The organism is Fibrobacter sp., from assembly GCF_045131395.1.
Lineage (GTDB): Bacteria > Fibrobacterota > Fibrobacteria > Fibrobacterales > Fibrobacteraceae > Fibrobacter.
In genome coordinates this window covers 44,210-69,774 of record NZ_JBGUQY010000049.1, presented here as the reverse complement: position 1 = coordinate 69,774, position 25,565 = coordinate 44,210, and the positions used below count along the sequence as shown (strand labels likewise).

The window sequence follows — 25,565 nt, the reverse complement described above, 5'->3', positions numbered from 1 at the left end:
ACTTACGAGTTCTTTTTCGAAGCCTTGGCGCGTTCAGCCTTTACGGTTTGCACGGCTGCCTTGAGAGCTTCTTTCTTAGCCTGCTCCTCTTCAGGAGTGGGCTTTGTATCTTCCAAGAGGCGGTCGGCCCATTCGTCCCAGAAACGGCAGCGTTCGCCTTCGAGTTTCATCTTGGCGAATTTCACCGGTTCGGTTTCGACGGCGAGCGTCACGACCGATTCCTTGTAGGCCTGCGGAAGGCCTGCCACGTGGGCCATACGCTGCTTGAGTTCGGCCACGGTAGCATCCAGAATGTCGACTTCGAAACGGCGCTCGATATAGCGGCGTGCAATGAAGCCCAGAGCCATGAAGTAGTCGCCCTGGTTGCCTTCGGCGAGGTAATTCTTCTGGCGCAGTTCCTTGAGGGCGAGCACCGCTTCTTCATAGGGCGGAAGTCTCGGGGCGGCCCCTGCCTTCGCAAATTTTTTATGCAGGAACCAGCCGAGGAACACCAGCAGGGCGACACCTACCACAATTAGCACGATGTAGAGCCATTGCGGGAGTCGCGGGTCGTCCATCGGGTCTTCTACTTCGAGGATGTCGTCTTCTTCGCCGGTGGTGCGGGTAGAAACCTTGACGGCTACTGGGTCGGTGCTTACCTTGACGGTGTCGCTACCGACCACGGCGTTCACTTGCTGCGGGGCAATCAAGAAGTCGCCGCTTACGAAGGTATTGAGCGTTGCAAGCCAGGTGAACTTGGCGGTACCCTTGGGCATGCCCTCGGTCACCTTTTCGTTCTTCATTTCCTTGACTTCGAAACTGCCGAGATTGCCTACGAAGCTGGGCAAGTCTACGATGGCGTTTTCGGGGGCCACCACCTGGATTTCGTAATTGAACATGTCGCCCACGAACACTTGGGCGTTATCTACGTTAGCCTTGACGGATACGTCGAAGGCGAGTGCGCTTGTGGCATAAAATGCGATTACAGTAAAAACAGATGCGAATAAACCAAAGAATCGAGACATAAAAACCTCTGTGCAAAAGAATATACAAAATTTGTATCTTTAAGGCCGTTTTTTAAAGGTTTTAGGAATCCTCATGACCTACGCTTTAATTGCTTATCTCGTTGTTTTAGTGTTTATTGCCTTGCGTAGTGCGTGGCGCGTAAAGGACATTCCCGATTTCTTCGTGGCACGCAAGGCGGCTTCTGCGAAAGCGGTTGCCGGAAGTCTCGTGGCGACGATCTTGGGCGGGTCGGCCGTGATTGGCGCCGTCGATAGCGGCGCTAGGCTCGGCGGGGCCGCCAGCTGGTTTATGCTGGTGGGAGCTCTCGGGCTTTTGGCGTTGATTCCTTTTGCGGGGCGTGCCTATAGTCATGGCAAATATTCGCTACCGGACTTGGTGGAAAACCTGTACGGCAAAGGCCCGCGAGTGGTAGCGTCCGTGGTGATTCCGGTGGCATGGACGGGCATTGTGGCGGCGCAAATTATTGCGGCGGCAAAGTTGCTCATGACCTTTACGTCCATGAGCTACACGACGGCGGCCATTGTTTCGGCGGCGGTGTTTACGGGCTACACTCTTGCAGGCGGCCAGCTTTCGATTTTGCGCACCGACTTTATGCAGGCCTGCCTCATTATTTTGGGACTTGTCCTGCTTGCAGGTTTTGCGCTATTCGGTGGTGCTTCTGGTGCGACTCCCGCTGCATCTTCTCTTTCGACGATTTTGCAGGGGGCGCCTGAATTCCCATTCAACCAAAACTTCTCTCCTCTCGACTTGTTCTTGCTGATTCTGACCTATGGCACTACCTATACGGCGGGCCCCGACATTTATAGCCGCATGTTCTGCGCCAAGGATACTGCTACTGCCAAGAAGGCCATTGCCATGGCGGCTTGCACGCTGATTCCTGTTGCCTTCATTATCGGATTCCTGGCCGTTTTCGGTGTGGGGCTTGAAAACGTTCAGGGCGCCCGCATTACGGCTATAGCAAATGCAGTTCTTCCGCCGGCCTTGATTCCGCTGTTTGCGCTGGCGTTATTGAGCGTAGTCCTCAGCAGTGCCGATACCACTCTCTTGAGCAGTTCCGTCATCATTAACGGTTTCTGCCGCAAGCCTTCTTTGCTCCTGGCACGATTCCTTATCCTTATGAACGGGATGGTTGCCTTGCTGTTTGCGCTGGTGTTTACCGACATTATCGGCACATTGCTTTTGGCCCTTGCGGTTTATGCCGGAGCGTTCACCGTTCCTGTTCTGTGGGGACTTTTGGGCCTTAAGGCAAAGCCCAAGTTCGTGGGCGCTGCCATTATTGCAGGCGGTCTTCTCGCCCTTGCCGGTAAGCTTTGCCCCGCAGGGGCGCTGGGAGCCCACACCGGGGACATCTTGCTGATTGCGGCTTTTGCCGTGAACGGAATTATCCTTGCCTTGGGCCGCAAGGCTCAATAAGGTTTAGGCGGCCTTAATCTCTTTGTTCAGAATCTTTTGACTGCGTATGGCGACAGTCGGATGTTCGCGGTAAACCACCGCGAATAATTTCGTATAGGGAATTTCGCATTCGGCAAGATCGCGCATGGCGGCCTTGGCCACTTTCTTGCCGAGCTTTTCGAAGGCGTAGCGGTCAGCTTCGTATTCCTGGTGCCAGCAGTACAAGTGAAAAATGATGCGGAATGGAATTGCTGCCAGGTGCAGCCAAAGGACAGACTGTATAAGGGACATGCCGTGGCTTGCCAGCAAAAAGGCGAAGAGCCATACGGCCAAAAGCAGCAATGCCACTTTGGCCAGGTTCCGCAAAATGCTGTGGCGCAGTTCCTTGTGGCCTTCTTCGTGTTTTTTCACGAATTCGTTTTCGGTGGGAGTCTTTCTGTTCTCCGGCAGCGGTACGATGTCGTTAGCCAGGGGAATCAGCCGCAGTACGGCGAAAATTCCACCCGGCATTTGGGTAAGCCTGCGTTCGCGAATTTCAAGCACCAGGCGTGCCGCAAATTCAACAACGAGGAACGTTCCGAGTAAAAGCCAGGGAGACATTATTCAGGCTTATTCGTCTTGGCGATGGAATTCAGACGGCGCAGCTTCTCTTCGACTCGGGCCTTTTCCCATTCGGAAAATCCCTTGTCGATGGGGTGGGCGTCGTCGTAGTCGTCGAAAATCTGGCGGCCCCGTTCGTTGTCCTTGTCCAGCCCGTGGGTCACGCGTTCGAACCAGTCTTTTTCCAGCTGGCGGTAACGCTTGAGCAGTTCGTCGAAGGTTTCGGGCAGGGAGACCATGCGAATGGCATCTTTGTTGATGTCGTTTGTGGCTATGCGGCGCAGTTCCTTGACGGGCTGCGTCTGCAAATTGGGATCGGTTACAACCAGCGTGATAATTTGTTCAAGAACGTAACGTTCCAGGTATTCCTGGTAAGTCTTGATTGCTTGCTGACGAATACGTTCGCGCATGAAGTTTTCGCCCAAGCCGTCAATTTGTTCCTTGGTGTAAATGTCGCGGATTGCTGTCACCTGCAAACGCTGGTAGGCATCGCAAACGTAACGTACCGTATCCGGGTTGAAAATGCTGTAGAATGCCGAGGGCACCATGCCCTTGCCGCGCAGGGAATACTTGTAAAGGTTGCGGTCCAGTGCGTAGGCGTTGCGGGCGTAATTCCAGCCCGGCACAATTTCGTTCAGGCGCGGAGCGACACCGACCAGTTGCGGGTCTCCCGGGCGAATTAGGGAGAAGGGGAATTTGACGCGCTGCGGGAGCGTGGTAAGCCCCGTGGCAATCAGGGTAAAGGGCGATTCGCGGTAGTTGGCGGGGAACTTGATGTTCACGCCAAGGCCGAAGAACATTCCTTGTCCGGGCATCACTTCTTGGTCGGGCATGCGTCCGGTATGGTTGCTGCCCACGTTGGCGCCGTAACCCAGGTTGCCGCATCCGTCGGGCCAGAGGGCCGCTATTAGAAGGGAGTGGTGGTGCATTTGGGTCATGGGGCCCATATAGGAACTGTTCACTTCGCCTTCTTCAATGTGGCAGCACGGCGCAATAATCGAGGACTTCACGATTGCCTTGCAGGCGACAGTGGTACGGCTCATGAGTACGGAGCCCTGCACTTCGGCACCGGTATGAATGGTCACCGACTTCTGCACGTTGGAGTTTTCGAGAATCACGGAATCGTAAACGTGGCTGGGTTCTTCCAGGGACGAAAGCACCACGGAGTTGCGGATTTTTTCGGCGCCTTCAATGCGTGCGTGGGCGCCAATCCAGCTATTACGAATAATGTTGGTGTTGCAGACCACGGCACCCTTGCCCACCACGCCAAAGGGGAAGGCGGTTTCTTCACGGTAGGCCTTCAGCTGTTCGTCAAAGGCTGCTGCGACTTCGGGTTCCGGCTTGTGGAAGAGTTGCGCTTCTACAAGTTCCATGGTAATTTCGGGGAACACGGCGACATTGCGTCCGCCCATTTCGTTACCCACGTGCATGGTGTTCCCGATCATGTAGCTGATCTTTCCGCTACTGATAATGGAACCCACGTTCTGGATCACCGCACTGCTGCGCACCAGGATGTTGCTCAACATGGCCACCTTGTGGACCAGCGCGTTTTCGATAAAGCAATTGTGTACAAGACTGTCGTAGATGCCTGTGGGGAACGACACGTCGCCCGGCAAGAGCAGCGTCCCGAAAAATTTCGGCAAGTAGACTTCGCCCATGAACGAGGAACGGTTGATCCGGTTCGGGTCAAAGTCGGGTTCGACCATCACCTTGTCCCAGGATTCGGAGCGGTTACCGTTCTTTTCAAGAATCTGAATTTCGTCTTCGGTCAGGTGGCGGTATTTCGCGGTTCCGGACCTGATTCCCTTGAAATTTTCAACGGAGGTCGCCAAAATGCTGTTCTTGAGCGCTTTTTTCAATTTTAACAGTCGTTGCATGGCATAAAAATAGCCTAAATTTGGGGCGATGATGAAAGAGCTCCTCTTTAATTTGATACGAAAACACAAGTATAACATCTCTATCTATACCGAAGAGATCTTTGAAAGGCGTTGTCAAGAAGAAATTATCCGCAGCGATGAGGATGATAGCTCCTTCGTATATCTTGAATTTGATTTTGAAACATTGAAAAGAGAGCTTTCCGACGAGGGGAGCTTTATCCAGTTCTGGAATTCTTTTTTCTCGGTGCTGAACAGCGGTAGCCGCGGTAGCGACATTATCGGGTTCCTGGAACATGAATCGGGGCTGGGAATGTTGCTGCTGGATTCCAAGCTGGATGGCTGGCAGCGCATCAAGGGCCGCATTGAGCAGAAGTCCGCAGGCACCAATCTCGAAAAGATCAGTGAAGTTCTGGACAAGACAGTGAAGCCCATTCTTTATCCGGCCTGTATACAGAACCTGACGCCCCAGGCTACCGCCGCTATATAGTTATGGCTGTCTCCAAGGTCCTTGTCATCGGTTCGGTTTATCCGCGTTTCCACGAAGACGCCGAAGTCCCCTGGTTGCGTACTTCCATTGCGCACCTTAAAAAAGCTGGCCTGGACATACAAGTTTTGGCCCCCTCCTACAAGGGTTTAAAAAGTCACGAAATCGATGGCGTCAGGGTGAACCGTTTTCGCTACGCGCCCGCCTCCTGGGAATTCCTGACCCACGAAGAAGGCGCTCCCAGCAAGATGGCAAATAAGCCCTGGCTTCAGCTGCTTGCGATTCCCTACATCATCAGCGGATTTTTCAAGTGCATTAAAATCTGCCACAAGTTCAAGCCAGACATCATTCATGCGCACTGGCCGTTTCCCCATGCCTACATTGCGCTGGGTGCCGCTAAGTTGTTCAAAATCCCGCTGGTGCTGAACTTCCACGGTGCAGAACTCCTGCTCATCCGCAAAAAGAAATGGGTGCGCCCGCTCCTTAAATTTGCCATTAGCCAGGCCCAGGCCGTGTTCGCGAACTCCAGCTTTACCGCAAGCAAAATCAAGGCGCTCCGCAATGTGGAAGTCGAATGGAGCCCCTACGGAACTACGTTGGAAGGGGGAAGCCTCCCCCTCGTTTCTGCCGCTAATGCGGCATCCACTACCCCCTCTAGCGGGGAAGTATCCCCGCAACGCCCCACGCCGCATGAAGTAAACGACAAATGCGTAGGTCGAGAGTCGCGGACAAGCTCGCTTGGACATGACCGAGACCAGCATTTGGTATTATCGCGAAGCGATAATCACAAGTTCAAAATCTTGTTCGTCGGGCGCCATATTGAACGCAAGGGTATCTGCTACCTGATTGAAGCGGCCAAGTACCTGCCCCGCGACCAGTTTGAAATCCGAATCGTCGGTGTCGGCGATCTCACCGAACAGTTGCACGTCATTGCGAACGAAGTGAAGCAATCCAATCCGGATGCTGCCGAAATCATTTTCACCGGAAAGCTTTCGCCCGAAGCGCTCGCCAACGAATACAAGACTGCAAATGTCTTCACGCTCCCGGCAATTGTCGACAGCAAGGGTGATACCGAGGGCCTTGGCGTCGTCCTTATCGAAGCCATGGAACTCGGCCTCCCGATTGTCGCAAGCAATGTGGGCGGTATCCCCGATGTGGTTATCGATGGCGTATCGGGAATCCTCGTTCCCGAAAAAGACCCCCAGGCCCTCGCAAGCGCCTACAAGCGCCTCGCCGCCGAGCCCGAGCTCGTAGAGCACCTGCTCGCCGGCTCCCAGAAGCACATCGCCGAATGCTTTACCTGGGACGGCATTATCGAACGCCAGATCGCCGTTTACAACAGGCTTCTTTAATTTTCCAAAAATTGCAGAAATCTTCTGCATAAAAAACGCCGCTTAGCGGCGCTTTTTTGTTAATTGGCTTCAGTCTTTTCTTTTGCCTTGAATTTAATCACCCAGATTTCGGAATCAGATCCTACGCGTACCGGCGGGCCCCAGCAATCAAAGCCGGAACTCACGAGCCAAAGCACTCCGCCGAGCGCTCCCTTGCCATAGGCGAGTTTCCACACGTAGTCGATAATGAAGGTGACCGGGAAGAACTGGCCATCATGCGTATGGCCCGAAAGGGCGAAGTCCGGGAGCCTGCCTGCATGAGTTTTTTCGATTCCCTTGGGCTGGTGGTCCATCAAAATCCAGGGACGGTGCAAGACCAGGGTGTCGTAGGTAACGGTAGCGACGGCTGCCGAATCTGCGGTGGAATCTTGCGTTACATTTTGTGCGATTGCGGTAGTCGTGACCGTGGAATCCTTGGGGTGTTCCATAATCTTTATAGAATCTGGAATGAGTTCACTAAGGGGCTTGCGTTCGGCGTCCCTGCCGCGGGCGACCATGAAGTCGGTGCGGCCCGTAAAGCAGGCGTTGCCCAGGCAGGCGGTGGAATCGTCGAGCACCACAAAGCCCACCTTGCGCATCCATTCGTTGGGATTAGAACCCGAACGTTCCAGCATGGATTCGTGATTGCCGTTGATGGCGACTGCCGCCACTTTCGCGCCGTCGGTCAATTTTTTGAACAAAATATCGTAGCCGTAGCGGTCCATCTTTTCGGTCGAGATATCGGCCAGGTCGCCACCGAACAACAGGTAGTCGGGTTTAATGGAATCGACCTGCGCAATAAAGCGGCCCAGTTTCTTGGCGTTGAACAGGGGATCCACATGAATGTCGCTAAAGAATACGGCCGTAAAGCTTTCGGTGTACTGGCTCGGCAAATCGATGGTGAGCAAGTTGGTTTTGTATTCGTCGTTGTGCGGAATTCCGTATGCCATGAATGCAAAGGCTACGCCGGCGGTTATTCCCGCAAGCCAGCGGCCTACGCGGCGGACCTTGTGACGGCTCAGGTGGTGGGGCTGGGTAAGATAGTAGCCGATTCTATAGAGGGTCCAGGGAATGTAAAGAATTAGTGCGTTTGGAATCCAGACTGCAAAAAAGGTGACAAGGCAACTTCCCAAAAAAGTGTCCCTGAAAAACATGCCTATAAAAATGAGGAATAAGACGGCGGCACCGATAATTTTCCCGATTTTGCCCTTGGCTGTAGAACTTACGTTGACGTAGATGAGCACAAGGGCGGCAAGCAGTATGAATAGGAATGCAATCATGTGTTAATAATAGCAAATCTATTTGGGAGTTTAACTATATTTGACCCCGTATGGCTTTATGTATTGAATCTGATCATTTGGAAAAGGTCCAGAGGATTCTGGCTCTTCATTTTGAGGGGCTGGAAGTTTGGGCGCATGGAGCCCGTGTTACGGGAGTGGATCTCACTCCCGATACGGAACTGGAACTGGTGGTTATTTCTGAAAGCCCCCTTTCTTTCGAAGCCATGACCGCTGTGGAAAAGGCGTTTGTGGATAGCGGGCTTCCGTTCCGGGTCGATGTCATGGACTGGGCTAAACTCCCTGAATCTCTCCAAAAACAAATCAAGAAAGAACACGATGTGGTTCAAGCCGCTGCGGAATCCTAGTATGAAACGTCTTTTACCTTTTGCTTTGGTGGCAATGCTTGCCGCTTCCGCTTTTGCCCAGGACGAAATTCGTGAGGCAAAGAATTTAATCCAGAACGGGCAGTGCGCCGAAGCCATTGCTCCCCTCCAGAAAGTCTACAAGTCCAGCTTCCGTAAGTCCTCCGGCGAGAAGGCCGCCGTGATGCTCACGGAATGCTACCTGCGCGAACACAAGCGTGACGAGGCCCTGAAGCTTTCTTCCCGCTTCCTGGAATACTACGTGAACACGGTGTATCGCGAACGCATGGAACTGGCCAACGCCATCGTGATGGTGGAAAAGGGCAACGTCTATGAAGGTGTAGAAGCCATGCTCCGCATTCTGGCCTACTCCAAGAACCCGGCTGCCCGCAGCCGCACCAAGGATGTGGCCATCCAGACGCTGGCCGCTTCGCTGTTGACGGCTGACCAGCTGCAGGCCCTTTTGGAAAAGTACCCGGTGGACAAGGACATTGTGGGCTGGCTGCAGCTGCAGATCGGCCGCGAATGCCAGAACTCCAAGCGTTACAAGGCTGCCCGCTATTGGTACAAGAAGGTTGTGGCAGGCGGGGTGGCCGAAAACCTCTCCAGCACTGCCGAAAAGGGTCTTGAATCCTTGGAAGACCGCGGCGCCGGTATGCCGACGGTTCTTGTGCTCGCCCCCCTTTCGGGCGACTTCGCCGAATTCGGTGCGGCGGCCATTCAGGGCGTGATTCTCGCCCACGAAAAGGCCGGACTCAAGGGCAAGGTGAACCTGCGCGTGGCCGACACCCGTGCTGACGCCGCCCAAGCGCTCCTCCGTACCCAGCAGGCCATTAACCAGGATAGCATTGTTGCGGTTATCGGCCCCATCATGAGTGCCCCGGCCGCCACCGTGGCCGCCTGGCTCGGAAGCAACTTCCAGAATATCCCGATGCTTACCCCGACGGCTACCGACGACGGTATCGCCAAGATGGGCCCGAATATTTTCCAGGTGAACATCACTATGGATAACCTGGCCAAGAGCATTGCCGACTTTGCCACCAAGTGCTTGAACATCCGCGAATTCGCCGTCCTCAGCCCCTTGGGTGGCTATGGCGCCTCCATGTCCCAGAGCTTTACTACGGCTGTGGAACGCCGCGGCGCAAGCGTGATCGCCTTCCGTAACTACGAAGAAGGCCGCCCCGACTACAAGACCGAATTCAGCCTGCTCCGCGATGTGCGTTTCAAGCAGCTGAACCGCCGTCAGAACATTGCCCGCGGGGCAAATGACCTGGATGCCGTGAATGCCAAGGAACGCCGCTTCTACATGCAGGATTCTACCTTCAACATTCCGGGCATCTTTATTCCGGCGACAAATCCGGGCGACGCCGGCCTTATGGCTGGCCAGGTGGCCTTCAACAAGATTTCTGGCGTGTTGTTGGGCGCCTCCGGCTGGTACGGCCGCGAACTCCTGATCCAGGGCAAGCGCCAGGTGGACAGCTCCTACTTTAGTGTGCCCGCCATGGACATGGGCGGCAACAACGACAACCTCAAGAAGTTCGTGAGCGACTTCAAGGAACGTTGGGGTGCCGAACCGGGCGAAGACAAGGTGAGCGGGCTCAGCTACGATGCCGCAAACATCGTCTTCAGTTCCATGGCCAAGAATCCGAACAGCCTTACGAACTTGATTAACAATACCGCCAATTTCCAGGGCGTATATGGCGATATCAAGTTCAAGCGCGGCATGAACTTGAACACCAAGATTGTGACAGTGAACAAGGGCAAGTTCGAAACCGTTGAAGGCTGCCCCGCCAAGTAAAGTTCGGCATTACTAGAATTAAATAAATTCCGCTGCATTCGCAGCGGAATTTATTGTTTCTAGGAGGGAGAGAAATTCTTAGTCTTCTTCGCAGGTGGGGCAGAGCGAGGCGGCCACGTAGTCCGGGGAATCCCCGTTGCGGTAGTAGGCGTGCAGGCTATCGTCATCCAGGAGATCGTCCAGGTTCCCGCCCCCGGCAGCATCCAGCTCTTCCTTGACGCGAGTCTTGAATGCCATGAAGCCGGAGTGGATCATGTAGAATGACAATGCAGATGTTTTATGGAAAAGTTTCATAAGACCTCCGTCGTGTTATTCCTTTTTGGTTTCCCGAATCCCTAGTTTAACAAGATAGACTGTTGTTTATATGTTGATAAGTTGTTGACCTTACATACCAGTTATAGATAATTTTGGGCGTCCAGGCAATAGCAAAAAATGATGTAAGGATTAAGAAAACTTTTCTTAAATTTTGGGAAATTTGCAAAATTTCGCCACTTTTGTTCGAAATGGCTTTTTGTAATTTGTTGTCTGTCAACATGTTAAATGGTGCCTGATTGCCTATAGGGTGACCCTGGAGGAGGCCTCCTTCGGATATTCCAATTTGGACTAAAAAATAAGGAAAACATAAAAACGAAATATGGTGAATTGGGGTCGTTCTTTGTGGATAAATCGTGAACTGAGGTGTTTTGTCCATAATCTATCAACAGAAAACGTCGTTGCGAGCACCGCGAAGCAATCCATTTTTGAGGTTTTTGCAGGCGAAGTTTCTATTTTTGGACCGATGTATTTGCGGAATTTTTTGATTATTTCTGTTGTCTTTGTCGCTGCCTGCCTTGCCGGGGAACCCCTTTCCCTGTCTTTGTCCAAGGAGCAGGCGGAACTTTGGTCCAAGGCCACTTCGGCAACCATGGCGCTCCGCTATGGCGACGCCTTCGAGATTTCGAAGCAGTTGCGCTCTCAGAACGAAGGGGCGGGTTGCGTGCTTGAGAATGTTGTACGTATCAGCGTCTATGACGACAAGGGAGATACGGCTTCGCTCGTGAAGGCAGGGACTTTGCTGGAATCCTGCAAGACTGATGGTCTATGGGATGCACTGCGCCGTTTTGAAATAGGCTACGTGCAGGGCGAGACGGGGCATTCGGTAAAGGGAGCCATGACGACACGTTCGGCGGCGAAGGCCTTCGAGGAATCCAAGGAACTGGAGGCCCGCGCCTTCTTCGCCATTTACGCCTACTACATCGACAAGAGCTTTAGCTGGGTGCCCTTCAAGTCGGACAACCGGGAGCTTTATCTTGCGACTCTCGACAGCGCCTCCCAAAAGTCCGAACGGTTCTGGCCCTTGTTCCTGACGCCCCTTATCTGGATGCATTACGACAAGGAAGACTTTGCGACGGGCCTGAAGCTTGCAGAACGCGGACTCAAGCGTGCTCCCAATCATCCGGTCATGTTGCAGATCAAGGCCGACATGCTTTACCGCCTGAAGCGCTATGGCGAGGCTGCCGACATTTACGAGAAGAGCGCCGCCGACTATTTGAAGCGCACGGGCAAGAGCATTCGTTACTGGTGCTCGGTGTTGAACTTGATTCGCATCTACAACGACAAGGGCGACAAGGAAAAAGCCGAAGCCTGGCGCAAGAAGCTGGATGACCCGAAGTACAATGAGCTCAAGTCCTGGATGCCGGGCTCCTTGATGGACGACTTGAAAAAGCGCAAGCTGATTTAACGACCAAACGGGCGCTTAATACTTTGTATAGAAAATTTAACATCTAAAATCGGTCTCCGGTACCCCGAAAAAAGCGTGTTAATAAAGAGGCACGCTTTTTGATGGAGGTACTATGCCGCGACCGCTCCGTATAGGATTTTTCCTAGATGGTTACACGCTCAAGAAGGTGAACGACTACTACCGCAACGTTCACCGGTTCCATTCCTGCCTGGATTTCAGGAGCCTAAGGCTCTGGGTGGAGATGCAGGCGATTCGTTACTTCGAAGGGGACCGTTACCGTAAGCTGGAAATGGAGTCCCACTATTACCACCCTTATCGCGATCCCCATGTATTCGCCCGGGATTGCGAGGGCGTGTTCCGGCTGGAACAGACCCTTATGGAATGCGGCTACAGCGTACATTTCAACAACCCGGCAGAGACGAGTTACGTGGGGCCCAACCTGTCGCTGATGGAAGACGCCTTGCTGATGGCCATGTACCGCAAGCTGGATGCGGTGGTGCTTTTGACGACCCAGGGGGAGTATGCGCCGCTTCCGGACAGGCTGAGGCTCATGGGGGTGCCTACGCTGGTGCTGGGCTGGGATTTTGTCTACCCCAAGGCGAAGTACAAGGTCCGCTGGAAAACGGATTCGTGCCTGAGGCGCAGCTGCGCCCATTACGTGGCCATGGAAAAGATCGTGGACACGGACCCGAACGGGAGCGCTCCCCGTGGATTTTTCTTTCAGTGTGAACACCCTTTTGACAAAGGACGTAATCCTCGACCAAAGGTGGCGGTGGGGCGCGATCCTCAAGCGCCTCGCCGCCTTAATTAGATACAAAAAAGCCCCGCTTTGTGCGGGGCGTTTCACATTCTTGTTGATGCGATAGAGCCGAGCGGTCATTAAAGTTTATCGGCTTGTTTCTTTTCCCACTGAGACAGGAAGTACCAAGTCAAACGGAGACCCAGGAAGTAAGTATCGCCGACGTTGTCGGTTCCGTGGGGACCGTAATCCTTGCCGAAGTCTTCGATGGAGAGGTCGTTGTAGCGGATGAAGCGGTAGCCACCGTAGGCGCCGACGGCGAGACGACCCAGTTCGATGCGGAGTTCAAGTTCGGAGTTGACCGTGGTAGCGAGAGTGCTGTAGAAACGGTCGCGCATGATGTCGTTGTTCTCGATGTTGCCCTTTTCTGCAACGGAGAAGTTCGAGGCGAAGTGGAAGTTGATTAGGTTGAAACCGAAGCCCACGGCCGGAATCAGGTTGATGGGCGCGTTTTCGCCAAAGAGCTTCCAGCCGAACATCCAGTCTGCACCGTAAGCGAACCATTCCACGTCATAAAGGGCGTAGCTCTTGGGGCAGCGGTTGCCGTCGATGTCGGTGGGGGTGTAGTAGTCACGCGGGCGCTTGGATACCTGGGGCCACATGAAGTTAAAGTCGAACCAGGTCAGGAACTGCTTGTACTGGGCACCCACGTTGACATGCATGCCGAGGTAGTAGTCGTTGAATTTCTTGTAGCTGGGAGTGCCGTAGTATTCCACCAGCAGGGTGTCGTAGCCGCCTTCGCTATTCTGGACGGGGGTTTCGACCAGGTGGCCGTAGTCGGCGAGGGCTGTGCTGTTCACGTAGCGCTGGAATTCCTTGCGCATGCCGCGGTAGTCGGCGCCAATTGAAATGAACCCGCGGACGTGGTCCTTTTCGTAAAATCCTTCTTCTTCGTCAGCGAAAGAGCTGGTGGCGAAGGTGAGCAAGCTGAGAGCGACAATGCTCAAAAAAGAGGCTATCTTTGTTTTCATAAAAGATTCCGTTGCTAGTATACGGCATATAAAATACATTATGTTTTGGGTTTTTGGCATAAAAAATTTCATAAGATGTTAAAAATCAACGATTTACGCACTTTTTCAGGACTTAGAATGTTGAATTTTTGTGGAAAAATGGCCGTCAACGCCTCCTTGGGGGTTCTTTTGGCGTTTTCGGGGTTACTGTTGGGCGCCTGCCGGAATAATGGCGAACCTGAAAAGAAATCGGCCGATTGCGGGGAACTGCCGGCCCTGGAATACAGCAAGAATTTGAAGGTGGGGACGCTTTGCGGCGAGAAAGTCGCCGAAATCCGTTCCATTGTGGGTCGCGACACCCTGGTAAAGCGATTTACCTTGGGCGATGCGCCCCAGAAGGTGGTGGCCCTTTCGTCGGCGCAGATTGGCTATATGCTGCGCCTTGGCCTTGAAGGCCGCATTGTGGGCGTGGGCGAGGGTAAGTATATCGCGGATAGCGCCCTGTATGCCCGGGTTGCCGCAGGCCAGGTAGCCGAGGTGGGGAGCGGTTCTACGATTTCTCTCGAAAATCTGGTGGCGCTCCAGCCGGACTTGGTCATGAGCTTTGCCACGGGTGGCGGACATGACGACTACGAACGGATCGAGGCCTTGAAGCTTCCGCTGATGCTTACGTCCGAATGGCAGGAGGACGGTCCCCTGGCCAAGGCGGAATGGATTAAGTTGTACGGAACGATGTTCGGCGTGGATGCCTTGGCGGACTCAATTTTTGAACAAAGTAAGAATGCGTATTTGCAGGTTGCAAACGGGGGAGTTGCGGGGGTGTCCCCCGCTAGAGGGGGTAGCGAGCAACAAGGTGCGAGCGAGGGGGAGGCCTGCCCCCGTGTGTTGGTGGGCATGAGCTACGGCGGCGTGTGGTATGCTCCGGGCGGAAACAGCTATACGGCAAGGCTTATCAAGGATGCGGGCGGCTGCTACTTGTGGGCGGCGGATACCGGCCGGGAACTTCAGTTCACGTTGGAAGAAATCATGAAGGTGGCCGACAGCGCCGATGTGTGGGTGAATCCCGGCATGTTCGGGACTCCGGAGGAATTGCTTGCTGCGGAACCCCGCGTAAAGCATATCAAGGCCTTCAAGGACAGACGGGTGTGCCAGAATGACGGACGAAAGGGCCCCGGTGGCGGCAACGATTTTTACGAATCTGCGGTGGCGTACCCTGCCGAAATGCTCCAAAATCTGAAGGGGTGTATACAGAAGTCAACAAATGGGGCTGATTCTGGCCGAACGGGTTTTGATTGGTACCATAATATTTTTATCTTTTAGCCCATGAAAACTCATACAGGTATTGGTGACTGGATTGCAGCCAACTATGAACTTGGGACGCCCTTTTTGCAGCAGGTGCCCAGGGACTGTGCCGATTATTTGCTTTTGAATGCCCAGATTCGCGAATATGACTCGGGCGAAATCATTATCAATGGCGGGTCTATTGGCGATTCCTTCTGCGTGTTGCAGAGCGGTCGCGCTTTTATTTGCGGTGAACTTTTGGCCGACGGCCACTACAATACCCTTGCGACGTTAGAAGCGGGTACTTGTTTTGGCGAAATGTCCATTATCTGTAACGAGCCTACCAGCAATACTGTTGTCGCAGGTGAAGATGGCGCCACGGTGCTCCACATTCCTAGCGACGAGTTCGTGAAGTTCCTGGACAAGAACCCGAACATCATGGTGTACCTTTACAAGGTGGTGGCCGACCGCCTGCGTGCAAAGAACAAGGCCTTCGATGAATTCGAAAGGCTTTCGCTCCTTGCTTCTGCAAAGGTGCTCCCCTTTATCGATTTTGCGCAGACCATGGAAAAGAGCCGCGTTACGGGAACGGTGTTGTTCGAATGTAACGGCGAAAAGGGCTTTATTGCTTTCCAGGACGGTCGTATCTGCTGTGCCAAGTGTGGCAAACTGGCAGGCCCAGACGCATTGGAAAAGATGCTCTCTTGGGGCGACGAGACGCTGTTCAAGCTGGATACCCACTTGATGCCGGATATCGTGAACATCAACCAGATGTCCGATACCACCAGTCTCATTCTGGATGCGCTCAGAAATATTGATGAAAAACAAAATGCCCATTAAGGGCTAACACATGCCCAAGATATGGGCAAAGGATAAAAGATGAATTACGCAGACGCAGGAGTGTCCTTGGCACGTGCCGACGAAGCTATGGTCGGTGTCAAGAAATCCGTACGTACTACATTCAACCAGGGCGTTTTGGGCGACGTCGGTAACTTCGGCGGCCTCTTTACGCTGAACCACCTCGGCATGAAGGACCCGGTCCTCGTGAGCTCCGTGGATGGCGTGGGCACCAAGCTCAAGGTCGACATCGAAATGGGCACCCACGAACTTCCGGGCCAGGATATCGTGAACCACTGCTGCGATGACATCCTGGTGCAGGGCGCTCGTCCGCTGTTCTTCTTGGACTACGTGGCTACCGGCCGTTTGGAACCGGGTGTCATGGACAAGCTCGTTGCCGGTATGGCCAAGGCCTGCCGCGAAAACGACCTCGTTCTGATTGGCGGTGAAACTGCTGAAATGCCGGGCTTCTACGGTCCGGGCGACTACGATATTTCCGGCACCATCGTGGGTGTCGTGGAACGCGAAAACATCATCGACGGCAAGAAGATCAAGCCGGGTACCATCATTCTTGGCCTGCCTTCTACTGGCCTCCACACCAACGGCTACTCTCTCGCCCGTAAGGTGCTCTTCGACGTGGCCGGCTACAAGGTCGACTCCATGGTCGACGGTATGGACAAGTCCATCGGCGAAGCTCTCGCCATGCCGCACCGCAGCTACTACCCGAGCCTCATCGATCTCTGCAACAAGAAGATCATCCAGGGCCTCGCTCACATCACCGGTTCCGGCTACCAGGGCAACATCCCGCGTATCCTCCCGGACGATGTCGACGTGATTATCGACCGCACCACTTGGGATCCTCCCATGATCTTCAAGCTGATCCAGCAGGCCGGCTCTGTCGAAAAGGACGAAATGTACTCTACCTTCAACATGGGTATGGGCATGCTCATCTTCATCGACCCGGCAGACAAGGCTGAAGTTACCGCTCACCTCGAAGCCAAGGGCGAAAAGTGGGTGCAGATCGGCGAAGTCGTGAAGGGCACCAAGCAGGTGAAGTTCAGGGACTAATGTTCTGGCATGTGCTTGCAATAGCTACGATTACCTTCTGGGGTACTAGCTTTGTAAGCACTAAAGTTTTATTGCACCACGGATTTTCCGCGGTGCAAATTTTTACCCTCCGGTTTGTGGTAACCTACTTGTTGCTCTTGATATTGAGCCACGAGAGGTATCGTTGCGAAAGCAAGAGAGACGAACTGGTTCTTTTTCTTAGCGGTTTTACGGGATGCACGCTCTACTATTGGGCCGAAAATTCCGCGCTGACTATCGCTCCTTCCAGTAACGTATCGCTTATCGCCTGCGTGACCCCGCTGCTCATCATGATTTTTGGCGGGCTCCTGTACAAGAGTGAACGTCTTGCCAAGAAGCAGGTGCTGGGCTGCCTTGTCACTTTTGTGGGAATGGTGCTGGTGGTGTTGAACGGAAAATTTGTCCTGAAGCTTTCGCCCCTCGGCGATTTTCTGGCCTTCTGTTGCGCCATGATGTGGACCGCCTACTCGCTGGTGATCAAGCAGCTCCGGGGTTCCTATACTTCGCTCTTTATTACCCGCAAGATGTTTTTCTACGGCGTGATTACGTCGATTCCTGCGATGTTTATCAATATGGGCGAAGGCGCTCCGAGGAACTTCGATATTCCCTGGCAGAATTTCGCGGAGCCTGTGGTGATATTCAATTTCCTGTGCCTTACGGTGTTTTCGTCGCTGTTTGGTTACCTTATATGGAATAAGGTCATGAAACAGCTGGGCACCGTGCTGGCGAGCAATTACCTTTACGCCGTTCCCCTGGTGACCATCATTACGGCAGTCATTGCCTTAGGCGAGCGCATTACGCCGGTTGCCCTTGTGGGTGCGGGCGCCATTATCGCGGGAATGGTGATGGCCGAGCGTAAAAATAAAAGTCCGAAAAACTGACTAGTCTATTTCAGTAAAGCGGTCTACTATGGTACCGTCGGCGAGCGTGACCTTGCTTTCGAAATCTTCGCGGGCGCGCACCCATAAGGTTCCCTTGGGGTGGTCGGGCGTTTCGTATTCGCTGCGGTAAATCACCAGCGGCTTGACGGATTCACAGTCGAGAGCGTCGGCGGTGATGACCGTGTAGATCATGGTCTCTTTCTTGTAGTGTCGATAGCGGTGATTGGCGATTGCTTTCGACATTAGCGTTCCAGAAATTCAATGAGTTTCGGCAGCAGGGCGGTGGCGTCTTTTACGCCGAGGTCATAGAGCTTCACGAGCTTGGACTTGTCTTTTTCCAGGCGGTCTATTTTGAACGGCTCGCTCGGGCGGATTCTGAACGCCGTCCCGCGATTGCACCATTCGTCCAGCGTTTTCAGGCACTGGTTGTAGCGTATGTGGCGCGTCCTTACCGCCTCAACATATTTCGGGTATTTGCGGTAGATAAACTTGTACAACGGGAAGAGCGTGTACGGTTTCTTTACGTAGCCCGCGGGCCGCGTCACGATGACGACCTGCTTTGCAAATCCCTTCTTCGCCATGATTTCGAACGGGATGCTGTCGGCAATGTCGCCGTCCAGGAACTTCATGCCGTCGAGTTGCACGATATGGCTCAGCAGTGCAGGCGAAGACGATGCGCGAATTTTTTCCATGTCTTCGTGCTTGTCCAAGTCGCGAGTCAACAGATATTCTGCAAGGCCCGTTTCTAGGTTAGAGGCGGCGGCATAGAATTCGGACTGCATGGCGTTCTCGCGGAACTTCTCGAAATCGAATGGATCGATGATGCGCGGGATTTCGTTGTAGCAGTATTCAACTTCAAAAAAATCGCCAGTGCGAATCAGGTTGCTCCAACCCATGTAACGCTTGTTCGCCGAATGGACTACATCAATTCGCCTATTCCTTTCGCGCTGTTCCGAGAGGTAGTTGCAAAGGTGCGTCGCGCCGGCAGAAGTTCCTGCGTATCCGCCGAACTTGAGGCCGTTATCTAGCATCACGTCAAGTACGCCCGACCGGTAGGCACCGCGCATTCCGCCACCTTCCAACACGAGGGCTGCATCCTTGTACATTGCCATCAGGTGTTCTCCATGAGCCACTGGAAGTCTTTCGGATGTTCTACGAACTTTTCAGGGTGAATTTTGTGCTTTGCGAAAAATTCTTCGCGGGTCATCCACACGAATCCGTCGACTTCACCCGGCTGTGGCACCAAGGAATTCGCCTCTTCGTCAGAAAGCATTACCTTATAGACATCGTAGTATTCGTTGTCGAGGTATGCGCCGCCGTTAAGCACACTTTCGTGTGCTGCCTCGAATAGATATTCGAGGTCGCGCGAACTCTTGGTGATTCCCAGTTCTTCGCGCAGTTCGCGCACGGCGGCATTCAGGCTAGAATCGCCGGCAGAAATATGCCCTGCACAGCTCGTGTCCAGAAGCCCTGGGTTGCTTTCTTTTACGCGGGCCCGCAATTGGAACAGAATCTTTCCTTCGGAATTGAACGCCCAAATATGTACCGTGCGGTGCCAAAGGCCTTCGGCGTGAACCTTGGTGCGTCCGCAGGCATAGCCTGCCGGTGTTCCGTCGGCATTCAAGACGTCAATTTGTTCTTCCATGGGACATCCGTTCTTTAAGTTCGTTGACAACCAGCCTGTATTCGCGCATCAGGTCTTCGTGCCTGACTCGAATATAGTCGTAGTCTCCTTCGCTGCATGCAAATTCCATCAGCTTTGCGATACTTGCAATGTTTATCGCGCCAATAAACAGCGATGCGCTCTTTAGCGCCTGTACCATTAGACGGTAGCTTTCAAAGTCTTCTTCCTTGAACAGCTTGGTCAAGACAACGTCGAATTCCTTGTCGACGTAGATCATGATCTTTTTGCGGTAGAGGGCCTCGTTCCTTTCGCAGCAGTAAAGGCCTACCGACGTGTCCAGGATATCGTCCGGCAAATGTTCGGTTGTCTTTTTCGGCTCAACTTTTTTTACCGGCTTTTCTTCTGTTGCCACGACGACAGCCTCTTCTTTTTTGGGCAGTTCATCGTATTGGTTTACCAGATTCTTGGGCAGGTATTTCAATAGGATTGCGAACAGGGCGTCTTCGTGTACGGGCTTTGTCAAGAAGTCGGCAAAGCCCATGGTTTCGCAGATGGTTTTTGCCGAGGCATTGTCGTCTGCCGTAAGCATCACGATGGGGGTGTGCTTGTTGGGGTGATCGTCCAAAGTCTTCATGATGGTGAGAATGTTCAAACCATCGATAATCGGCATCGTATGATCCAAGAAGATAATGTCGTAGTGGTTGCGCCTGAAGTATTCGATGGCTTCCACACCGTTGGATACGGGGTCGAAGCGGGCGAGGGTCTCTTTCATGAGTCCGTTCATGACGCGCAAGTTCATGGGAACGTCATCAATGGCAAGGATCGATGCGTTGGGGGCGTAGAAATGAATGGACTTGTTTTCGGAGGCCTGAACAAACTCGTTGTAGCGAGTCTTGAAGTCGCCCATCAGTTCGTTCTTTACCACCTTTTGGGGAATGGTAATTTCTACCACCGGCAGGCCGTCGGCAATGAGGCTGTTCTTGATTTCGCCGCCCAGGGCGATCACGAGCATCTTCACCAGGGAAAGGGAGGGACCTGTCCAACTGACGCCTGCATCGGGAATGTCAATGACCAAATTGATATTCTGGATGGTGACGGCTTCATTCTCGTTTTCGATCCAGCGGTAGCCAATCTGGATAATGTTGGCCCCGTTTACCACAAGGTGTTCAGCGTTGAACAGGATGTTGCTTATAATCTGCTGCAAGCGGGATTCGTCGCCTTCGAGATGGGTCGGAATCGAAGAATCGACCAACAGCTCGAATTCTGCGGTTTTCTTGCGATGGCGCGCTGCGTTAAGACTGTCGCAGAGGACGGCAAACAGGTCGTATTCCTTGATAGAAACATCGAGACTGTTTGTACGGATCTTGTTCATGTCCAGGATATCGTTGGACAGCAAAAGCAGTTGCTGGCCGGAAGCACGCATGTCGGCGATATAATCCTTGAGCGAAGGATCTGTAGATTCCCTCAGCACGATGGCACCCATGTTCAAAACATTCATTGCGGGTTCGCGAATGTCCTGGCCAATGGATTCCATCATGCGCAAACGTTCCAGTTCGTCGCTTGCCAAAAGGCTTTTCAGGTTGTATTCGCGGTGCTTGCGGGTCAAGAAGAATCGGATGCCGAGACCGGTCAAGAACAGAAGCATCAGGAGTCCCACGACCCAGAATACCAGGAAGGACAAACGGTCCAGACCGTCGGATACATCTTCGGCGGCGACCATTCCTGCGAGCATAAAGTCGTTATGCTTCAGTTTTGCCATGTAGAAGTAATAGGTCTCGTTGCCGAGGACAATGTTTCTTGATGTTGCGAGGCCACGATCCAGGTCCTGACGGAGCTTTATGTAGATTTTGTCGATGTCGGTATTTTCCCAAATGGAATCCTTGCGCCATTCGCCGGTATTGTTCTGAATCAAAACCCTGCCGTCGTTGTCGATAATCTGGGCGAAGCATTTTCTGTCAAAACAGTCTACATCGAAGAAATCGTTAATTGGAATCTTGTTGTATTGCAGGTACAACACAAAGCGGACGTTGAGGCGGTTATAGACGGGGACGCCCAGCATGATTCCCATTTCTTCGCTATAGCAAATGGATTGCTTGCCACGGAAGGATTCCATGATGCAGCGGTAATTTTCATCGGGCAGGATAAAGGTTGAATCGCCTGTACGGACGGTTCCGTCTAAAGAGATAAGGCCGTAACTGGTATTTTCGCCTTTCAAATCCGAAAGGGTCAAGAAATCCTCGATGCGAGACCCGTCCGCTTCGATCTTGCGGGAAATCATCGAGAGCGTGTTCAGGCGCATGTGCATCTTTTCGTTTGCAAGGTCGGCAATCAACACGGCCTGCTGTGAAACTTGCCTGGAAACATAAACGTTCAGTAGGGTATCGAGCTTTACTCGGAGCAGTACGCAAACAAGGCATAGCACGCATACGATGGCGGCGAGCCATACCACCATCTTGATATTGATTTTTGTACTTCTAGGGCTTAATTCCATCGTTTACTCCCTTGACGTACCAATCAAATTGATTCAGCATGGCGTCGTCGGTCATGCTTTCTCCTTCGCCTACGCGAATGTTGCCCTGGTTGTCTTCGATCGGGCCGTAGAACACGTCGAACTTTCCTTGGGTGAGCCTGAGTTTCTCGACTTCCACGACTTGACGAATGGTGTCTTCTACATTCTTGGTCAAGTCAGATAATTCCATGATGCCGCTTTCGAGGCCGAGCCAGTAAGCTTTGCCCTCGAACTTGTCCTGCATGATTTCTCGAATCTTCGGGATATAGAAATTCTCCCATCGCCAGACGGGGGCTGTCAGGAAATGTTCCGGGAATCTTCTGGCGTTGTCCCTGTTGTAGCCGATAATCCAAATGCCCTTGTCGTCTGCAATTTCGTAGGGCGACAAGGCGTCTACATGGGTTGCCAGGACGTCGATGTTATGCTTGTCCAAAAGGTCGCGGGTGGCGTCTGCTGCCATGGATTCGTCGGTCCAGGAGCCGGTCCAGCTGATATATACTTTTGCGTTGGGGTTGACTTTCTGCACGCCCAGGGTAAAGGCGTTGATACCGCGATTGACTTCCGAAATGTTGAACCCTGCCACGTAACCGATTTCGTTGGTCTTTGTCTTGAATCCGGCAACGATGCCCGAGAGATAGCGCAGCTGGTACATGCGCCCAAAATAGGTGGACAGGTTTGTTGCCGTCTGGAGCCCTGTGGCATGCAGGAACTTGACTTCGGGGTGGTTCCTTGCGATAGCCAATTCGGGTTCGCCAAAACCGAAAGAGTTCGCAATGATGATCTTGGCCCCGTTTTGAATGGCCTGTTCCATAATGTTTTGGGCCGTCGAATCGATAGGCACGTTTTCGTAATAGGCGACTTCGAGATTCAACAGCTTTTCGGCTTTTTGGATTGCTTCGTAATGGGTCTCGTTCCAGCTGTGGTCATTACGGAGTCCGGCCATAATCATGGCTACCCGGAATTTTGTTTCGTCATCCTGGGGCTTGGTTTCAGGGCCGAACATGAATAACATTCCGATAATCATGGCGAGCGCGATTGTAGATGCAAGGATGGTCCATTTCATCGTTCTTCAAGCTCCCTTTGGATGTTTTCAATCAGCTCTGCATGCAGAGCCATTGCCAGGTCGTGATTTTCGTGAATGACCTTCAGTCGAGATTCCAGACTTGCATTCTCAAGATTGCGGAATTTTTCTGCCATGGAGGTGGCGCCGATTGCAATCGAAGAGTCGTACAGAACGTGCATGTAGAAGCGATAGTTGTCCCAGTCGGAATTCCTGTAGCACGCATCTACGTTTCTGCACAGCGGGGAAGCGACGTATTCCTGCAACATTTCCACATAGATTTCTTCGTCGTCGGCGCAGTAATTCAGGCCGGCCTTTATGTCCAGGAATTCTCCAAAGTTCTTGAATCGGTCCAGCGGAGTGGCGGCAGTGACCGGGCGCAGCTCGATCTCATCGTCATCGAATGTAGATTCGATCTGGTTGTTGGGCGCGTTGATTGCGTTTGCCGAAGGCGTTACCGGTTCACTCAGGTCTTCGGGGGTGAGCACCAGTTGTTTCGGTAGGTACCATTTCAGGGTACGGCGCAGGTCACGTTCCTTTAGGGGCTTTAGCAGGTAGTCGGCAAAACCTTCGGCCAGGAAGGAATCCTTTGTCAGGGATTCGCCTTCTGATACCAAAACGATAACGGGCGTGTCCTTGTTGGGGAACTTGTCCATCATCTTCATTTTCCTGAAGACGTCCACGCCGTCCATGACAGGCATCATGTGGTCCAGGAAAATCAGGTCGTAGTGTCTGGATTCGACCAATTGCAGGCACTGGTGGCCGCTAAGGGCTTCGTCGATCTTTACTTGGGAATTCTTCAAGAAGCCGCGGAACATCTTGAGGTTCAGTTCCACGTCGTCGACAATCAGGATTTTCGCTTCGGGTGCCAGGAAAACTTCCGCTTTTTCTTTGTTCTTGCGGGATGCGTTCCTGTAGCGCATGGCGAAGTCACCCATGGGTTCCGAATTTAACACCAGCTGCGGAATTTCGACCAGGAACGAAGACCCTTCGCCGTAGCGGCTGTTGATAGTCATGTGCCCGCCGCATTTTGCCAGGAGTTCTTGCGTTAGGCTTAGGCCAAGGCCCATTCCTTCGACATCGCTGTTTTCCGTTGAACCGTCCTGGATATATTTTTTGAAAATGGAATTGCGCTCTTCGTTGCGAATGCCGATGCCCGTATCCTTGACAGCGATCTTGAGCATGATATAATCGTCGGTCTGGAGCGTCCCTATGGGTGGAACGTTGTCGAATCCGACGAACAGCGATACGCCGCCAACTTCCGTAAACTTAATGGCGTTGGAAAGCAGGTTGTTGATAATCTGGATGATTCGGTTTTCGTCGCCCCACAGGCAAGAGGGAATGTCGGGGTCACAGTCTATGTGGAATGTCAGGCCCTTTGCTTTTGTCTTCGGCTCGTTCTCGTTGTAGCATTCCTGCAGAATGGTGAATACTTCGTATTCCATGGATTCGATGCTTAAACGGCCTGATTCAATTTTAGTGACGTCCAGGACATCGTTTACCAGCGAGAGGACGCTTTGGCCTGCACTCTGGATGTTGTTGGTATATTCCTTCATGTTGTCGTCGTGCAGGTCTTTTTGCACGATGGAATTCATGCCGAGAATGCCGTTGATGGCCGAACGAATTTCGCGGCTCATGCTTGTAAGGAATGCCGTTTTGGAATGATTGACTCGAACCAGTTGCACATGCTTTACGAATGCGGCTATGATTAAGACGACAAACAGTACGAGTGCGAGGAATACGATAATTGCGTCTCGCAAAAGGGCCTGGTTCAAGGGTCTCCAAAGCTGACGTTCTTCTACCAGGCGTACGACATACCATTCATTTTGTACGAGCGTTGAAAATACGCGATATTCCTTGCCTCTCAAATTAAAGACAAAGGGTTCGTTTCCTGCAAACGAAATGTTGCGTGCAAGTTTTTCTTCGTCTGAGCCCCAGAATTCTGCTGACAGATAGTTGCGGCCATTCTGGGTGATGTCGGTGTGAGAAATGACCGAGCCCTTCTTGTCGATAATGACCAGCATGTTTGACAAGTCGCTCTTTCGGACATTTGCAAGCAGGTCCTTCAAGTACAGGTCAATGGCAAGGACGCTTTTCTTATCCGAAAGGCGCAAACTGATGGTTACCACCTGTTCGCCACTATGGGGGTTCATGTGGGTCGGAATCAGGGCGATCTTGTCCTTTTCCATAGGGGCGTTCTGGTACCAGGGGCGATTCGAGGGCGCATAACCTACGGCAGGAGTCCAACGTCCGCCACTGAGGAATTCATCGCGGAGCAATCCGAATAAATTGCACAAGGTGAAATCGCTCGAATGCTTGTAATATTCCGCTTCGGAAACCAGCAACGATTCAATCTGTGCCAGCATGGCTCCATGTTCCAAGCTCTTTTCCGCTATGCGTGAGGTTACTCGCAGTATTGACTGGCCTCGCGTCAAGAACCCGTTGATTGCTTCGGCGTCCTTTTCGTTAGAATAGGATTCCGCTAGTAGTGTTTCTTGCTTGACGGTGTCGGTGTAATCTTTGAGCATGTATACGCTTACTGCGGAAAGGCCTATGCCCACCGCAATAAGGATTGCTCCGTAAAAAGCCCTTAAGCGATTTTCGCTTTCTATAGTCTTGAAGAACACAATCAAAATATAAGATATATTTC

At 52.7% G+C, this 25,565-nt stretch carries 23 protein-coding genes; 11 read left to right on the top strand and 12 right to left on the bottom strand.

What is annotated here, in order from left to right:
* Nucleotides 1-2: 2 nt before the first annotated feature.
* Nucleotides 3-1,004 carry a hypothetical protein gene (locus ACJMNB_RS13745; RefSeq protein WP_405343451.1) on the bottom strand — a complete coding sequence of 334 codons (1,002 nt, stop codon included), beginning with the start codon at nucleotides 1,002-1,004 and terminating at the stop codon, nucleotides 3-5.
* A 73-nt stretch (nucleotides 1,005-1,077) separates the two neighbouring features.
* Here ACJMNB_RS13745 and ACJMNB_RS13740 point away from each other — a divergent pair, with 73 nt between their 5' ends.
* Nucleotides 1,078-2,418, top strand: coding sequence for a sodium:solute symporter (locus tag ACJMNB_RS13740; RefSeq protein WP_405343449.1), 1,341 nt, complete (start codon nucleotides 1,078-1,080; stop codon nucleotides 2,416-2,418).
* 3 nt (nucleotides 2,419-2,421) lie between these two features.
* Here the strand turns inward: ACJMNB_RS13740 and ACJMNB_RS13735 are convergent, their stop codons facing one another.
* Together ACJMNB_RS13735 and ACJMNB_RS13730 are read right to left on the bottom strand one after the other, a co-directional pair.
* Nucleotides 2,422-2,997: a M48 family metalloprotease gene (locus ACJMNB_RS13735; protein WP_405343447.1), complete on the bottom strand. Its 576-nt coding sequence runs from the start codon at nucleotides 2,995-2,997 to the stop codon at nucleotides 2,422-2,424.
* Nucleotides 2,997-4,874, bottom strand: coding sequence for a DUF4954 family protein (locus ACJMNB_RS13730; RefSeq protein WP_405343445.1), 1,878 nt, complete (start codon nucleotides 4,872-4,874; stop codon nucleotides 2,997-2,999). Before ACJMNB_RS13730 ends, ACJMNB_RS13735 begins: the two co-directional genes overlap by 1 nt.
* A gap of 28 nt (nucleotides 4,875-4,902) precedes the next feature.
* On the opposite strand from ACJMNB_RS13730, the gene ACJMNB_RS13725 reads away from it, so the two are divergent.
* Together ACJMNB_RS13725 and ACJMNB_RS13720 are read left to right on the top strand one after the other, a co-directional pair.
* Nucleotides 4,903-5,361 carry a hypothetical protein gene (locus tag ACJMNB_RS13725; RefSeq protein WP_405343443.1) on the top strand — a complete coding sequence of 153 codons (459 nt, stop codon included), beginning with the start codon at nucleotides 4,903-4,905 and terminating at the stop codon, nucleotides 5,359-5,361.
* A 2-nt stretch (nucleotides 5,362-5,363) separates the two neighbouring features.
* The gene (locus ACJMNB_RS13720) at nucleotides 5,364-6,710 is read left to right on the top strand and encodes a glycosyltransferase (RefSeq protein ID WP_405343441.1); all 1,347 of its coding nucleotides are present in this window, start codon (nucleotides 5,364-5,366) and stop codon (nucleotides 6,708-6,710) included.
* Nucleotides 6,711-6,769: 59 nt separating this feature from the next.
* On the opposite strand, the gene ACJMNB_RS13715 is transcribed toward ACJMNB_RS13720, so the two are convergent.
* Entirely contained in the window at nucleotides 6,770-8,008 is a 1,239-nt protein-coding gene (locus ACJMNB_RS13715; RefSeq protein ID WP_405343439.1) for a metallophosphoesterase, read from the bottom strand.
* A 50-nt stretch (nucleotides 8,009-8,058) separates the two neighbouring features.
* On the opposite strand from ACJMNB_RS13715, the gene ACJMNB_RS13710 reads away from it, so the two are divergent.
* A complete protein-coding gene (locus ACJMNB_RS13710; protein ID WP_163438485.1) occupies nucleotides 8,059-8,373 on the top strand; it encodes a nucleotidyltransferase domain-containing protein in 315 nt (104 codons plus the stop codon).
* A 1-nt stretch (nucleotide 8,374) separates the two neighbouring features.
* The gene (locus tag ACJMNB_RS13705; protein WP_405343437.1) at nucleotides 8,375-10,168 is read left to right on the top strand and encodes a penicillin-binding protein activator; all 1,794 of its coding nucleotides are present in this window, start codon (nucleotides 8,375-8,377) and stop codon (nucleotides 10,166-10,168) included.
* A gap of 78 nt (nucleotides 10,169-10,246) precedes the next feature.
* Here the strand turns inward: ACJMNB_RS13705 and ACJMNB_RS13700 are convergent, their stop codons facing one another.
* Nucleotides 10,247-10,462 (bottom strand): hypothetical protein, encoded by a 216-nt coding sequence (locus tag ACJMNB_RS13700; protein WP_163415415.1) that lies wholly within the window; start codon nucleotides 10,460-10,462, stop codon nucleotides 10,247-10,249.
* Between the two features lie 484 nt (nucleotides 10,463-10,946).
* On the opposite strand from ACJMNB_RS13700, the gene ACJMNB_RS13695 reads away from it, so the two are divergent.
* Both ACJMNB_RS13695 and ACJMNB_RS13690 read left to right on the top strand, forming a co-directional pair.
* Nucleotides 10,947-11,888, top strand: a complete 942-nt coding sequence (locus ACJMNB_RS13695) for a tetratricopeptide repeat protein (RefSeq protein WP_405343435.1) — start codon at nucleotides 10,947-10,949, stop codon at nucleotides 11,886-11,888.
* Between the two features lie 112 nt (nucleotides 11,889-12,000).
* On the top strand, nucleotides 12,001-12,699 hold the full coding sequence (locus tag ACJMNB_RS13690; protein WP_405343433.1) for an NYN domain-containing protein: 699 nt from the start codon (nucleotides 12,001-12,003) through the stop codon (nucleotides 12,697-12,699).
* Between the two features lie 68 nt (nucleotides 12,700-12,767).
* Here ACJMNB_RS13690 and ACJMNB_RS13685 read toward each other — a convergent pair whose 3' ends face one another.
* Nucleotides 12,768-13,658 (bottom strand): hypothetical protein, encoded by an 891-nt coding sequence (locus ACJMNB_RS13685; RefSeq protein WP_405343431.1) that lies wholly within the window; start codon nucleotides 13,656-13,658, stop codon nucleotides 12,768-12,770.
* Between the two features lie 138 nt (nucleotides 13,659-13,796).
* On the opposite strand from ACJMNB_RS13685, the gene ACJMNB_RS13680 reads away from it, so the two are divergent.
* Genes ACJMNB_RS13680 through ACJMNB_RS13665 form a run of 4 tightly spaced genes read left to right on the top strand, consistent with a single transcriptional unit; the run spans nucleotide 13,797 to nucleotide 17,722 of the window.
* Nucleotides 13,797-14,957, top strand: a complete 1,161-nt coding sequence (locus tag ACJMNB_RS13680; RefSeq protein WP_405343429.1) for an ABC transporter substrate-binding protein — start codon at nucleotides 13,797-13,799, stop codon at nucleotides 14,955-14,957.
* A gap of 3 nt (nucleotides 14,958-14,960) precedes the next feature.
* Nucleotides 14,961-15,758: a cyclic nucleotide-binding domain-containing protein gene (locus tag ACJMNB_RS13675; protein ID WP_405343427.1), complete on the top strand. Its 798-nt coding sequence runs from the start codon at nucleotides 14,961-14,963 to the stop codon at nucleotides 15,756-15,758.
* 39 nt (nucleotides 15,759-15,797) lie between these two features.
* Nucleotides 15,798-16,823, top strand: a complete 1,026-nt coding sequence (gene purM, locus ACJMNB_RS13670) for a phosphoribosylformylglycinamidine cyclo-ligase (protein ID WP_405343425.1) — start codon at nucleotides 15,798-15,800, stop codon at nucleotides 16,821-16,823.
* Nucleotides 16,823-17,722: a DMT family transporter gene (locus tag ACJMNB_RS13665; RefSeq protein ID WP_405343423.1), complete on the top strand. Its 900-nt coding sequence runs from the start codon at nucleotides 16,823-16,825 to the stop codon at nucleotides 17,720-17,722. Before purM ends, ACJMNB_RS13665 begins: the two co-directional genes overlap by 1 nt.
* Here ACJMNB_RS13665 and ACJMNB_RS13660 read toward each other — a convergent pair whose 3' ends face one another.
* The 6 genes from ACJMNB_RS13660 to ACJMNB_RS13635 are packed head-to-tail and all read right to left on the bottom strand — an operon-like array spanning nucleotide 17,723 to nucleotide 25,542.
* On the bottom strand, nucleotides 17,723-17,965 hold the full coding sequence (locus ACJMNB_RS13660; RefSeq protein ID WP_405343421.1) for a DUF1653 domain-containing protein: 243 nt from the start codon (nucleotides 17,963-17,965) through the stop codon (nucleotides 17,723-17,725).
* On the bottom strand, nucleotides 17,965-18,834 hold the full coding sequence (locus ACJMNB_RS13655; RefSeq protein ID WP_405343419.1) for a patatin family protein: 870 nt from the start codon (nucleotides 18,832-18,834) through the stop codon (nucleotides 17,965-17,967). Before ACJMNB_RS13655 ends, ACJMNB_RS13660 begins: the two co-directional genes overlap by 1 nt.
* Nucleotides 18,834-19,367, bottom strand: a complete 534-nt coding sequence (locus ACJMNB_RS13650) for an NUDIX domain-containing protein (RefSeq protein WP_405343417.1) — start codon at nucleotides 19,365-19,367, stop codon at nucleotides 18,834-18,836. The genes ACJMNB_RS13655 and ACJMNB_RS13650 overlap by 1 nt, the downstream gene beginning before the upstream one ends.
* The gene (locus ACJMNB_RS13645) at nucleotides 19,351-21,837 is read right to left on the bottom strand and encodes a hybrid sensor histidine kinase/response regulator (RefSeq protein ID WP_405343415.1); all 2,487 of its coding nucleotides are present in this window, start codon (nucleotides 21,835-21,837) and stop codon (nucleotides 19,351-19,353) included. The genes ACJMNB_RS13650 and ACJMNB_RS13645 overlap by 17 nt, the downstream gene beginning before the upstream one ends.
* Nucleotides 21,821-22,918: a BMP family ABC transporter substrate-binding protein gene (locus tag ACJMNB_RS13640; protein ID WP_405343413.1), complete on the bottom strand. Its 1,098-nt coding sequence runs from the start codon at nucleotides 22,916-22,918 to the stop codon at nucleotides 21,821-21,823. Before ACJMNB_RS13640 ends, ACJMNB_RS13645 begins: the two co-directional genes overlap by 17 nt.
* Nucleotides 22,915-25,542 (bottom strand): response regulator, encoded by a 2,628-nt coding sequence (locus ACJMNB_RS13635; protein ID WP_405343411.1) that lies wholly within the window; start codon nucleotides 25,540-25,542, stop codon nucleotides 22,915-22,917. Before ACJMNB_RS13635 ends, ACJMNB_RS13640 begins: the two co-directional genes overlap by 4 nt.
* Nucleotides 25,543-25,565: the final 23 nt, after the last annotated feature.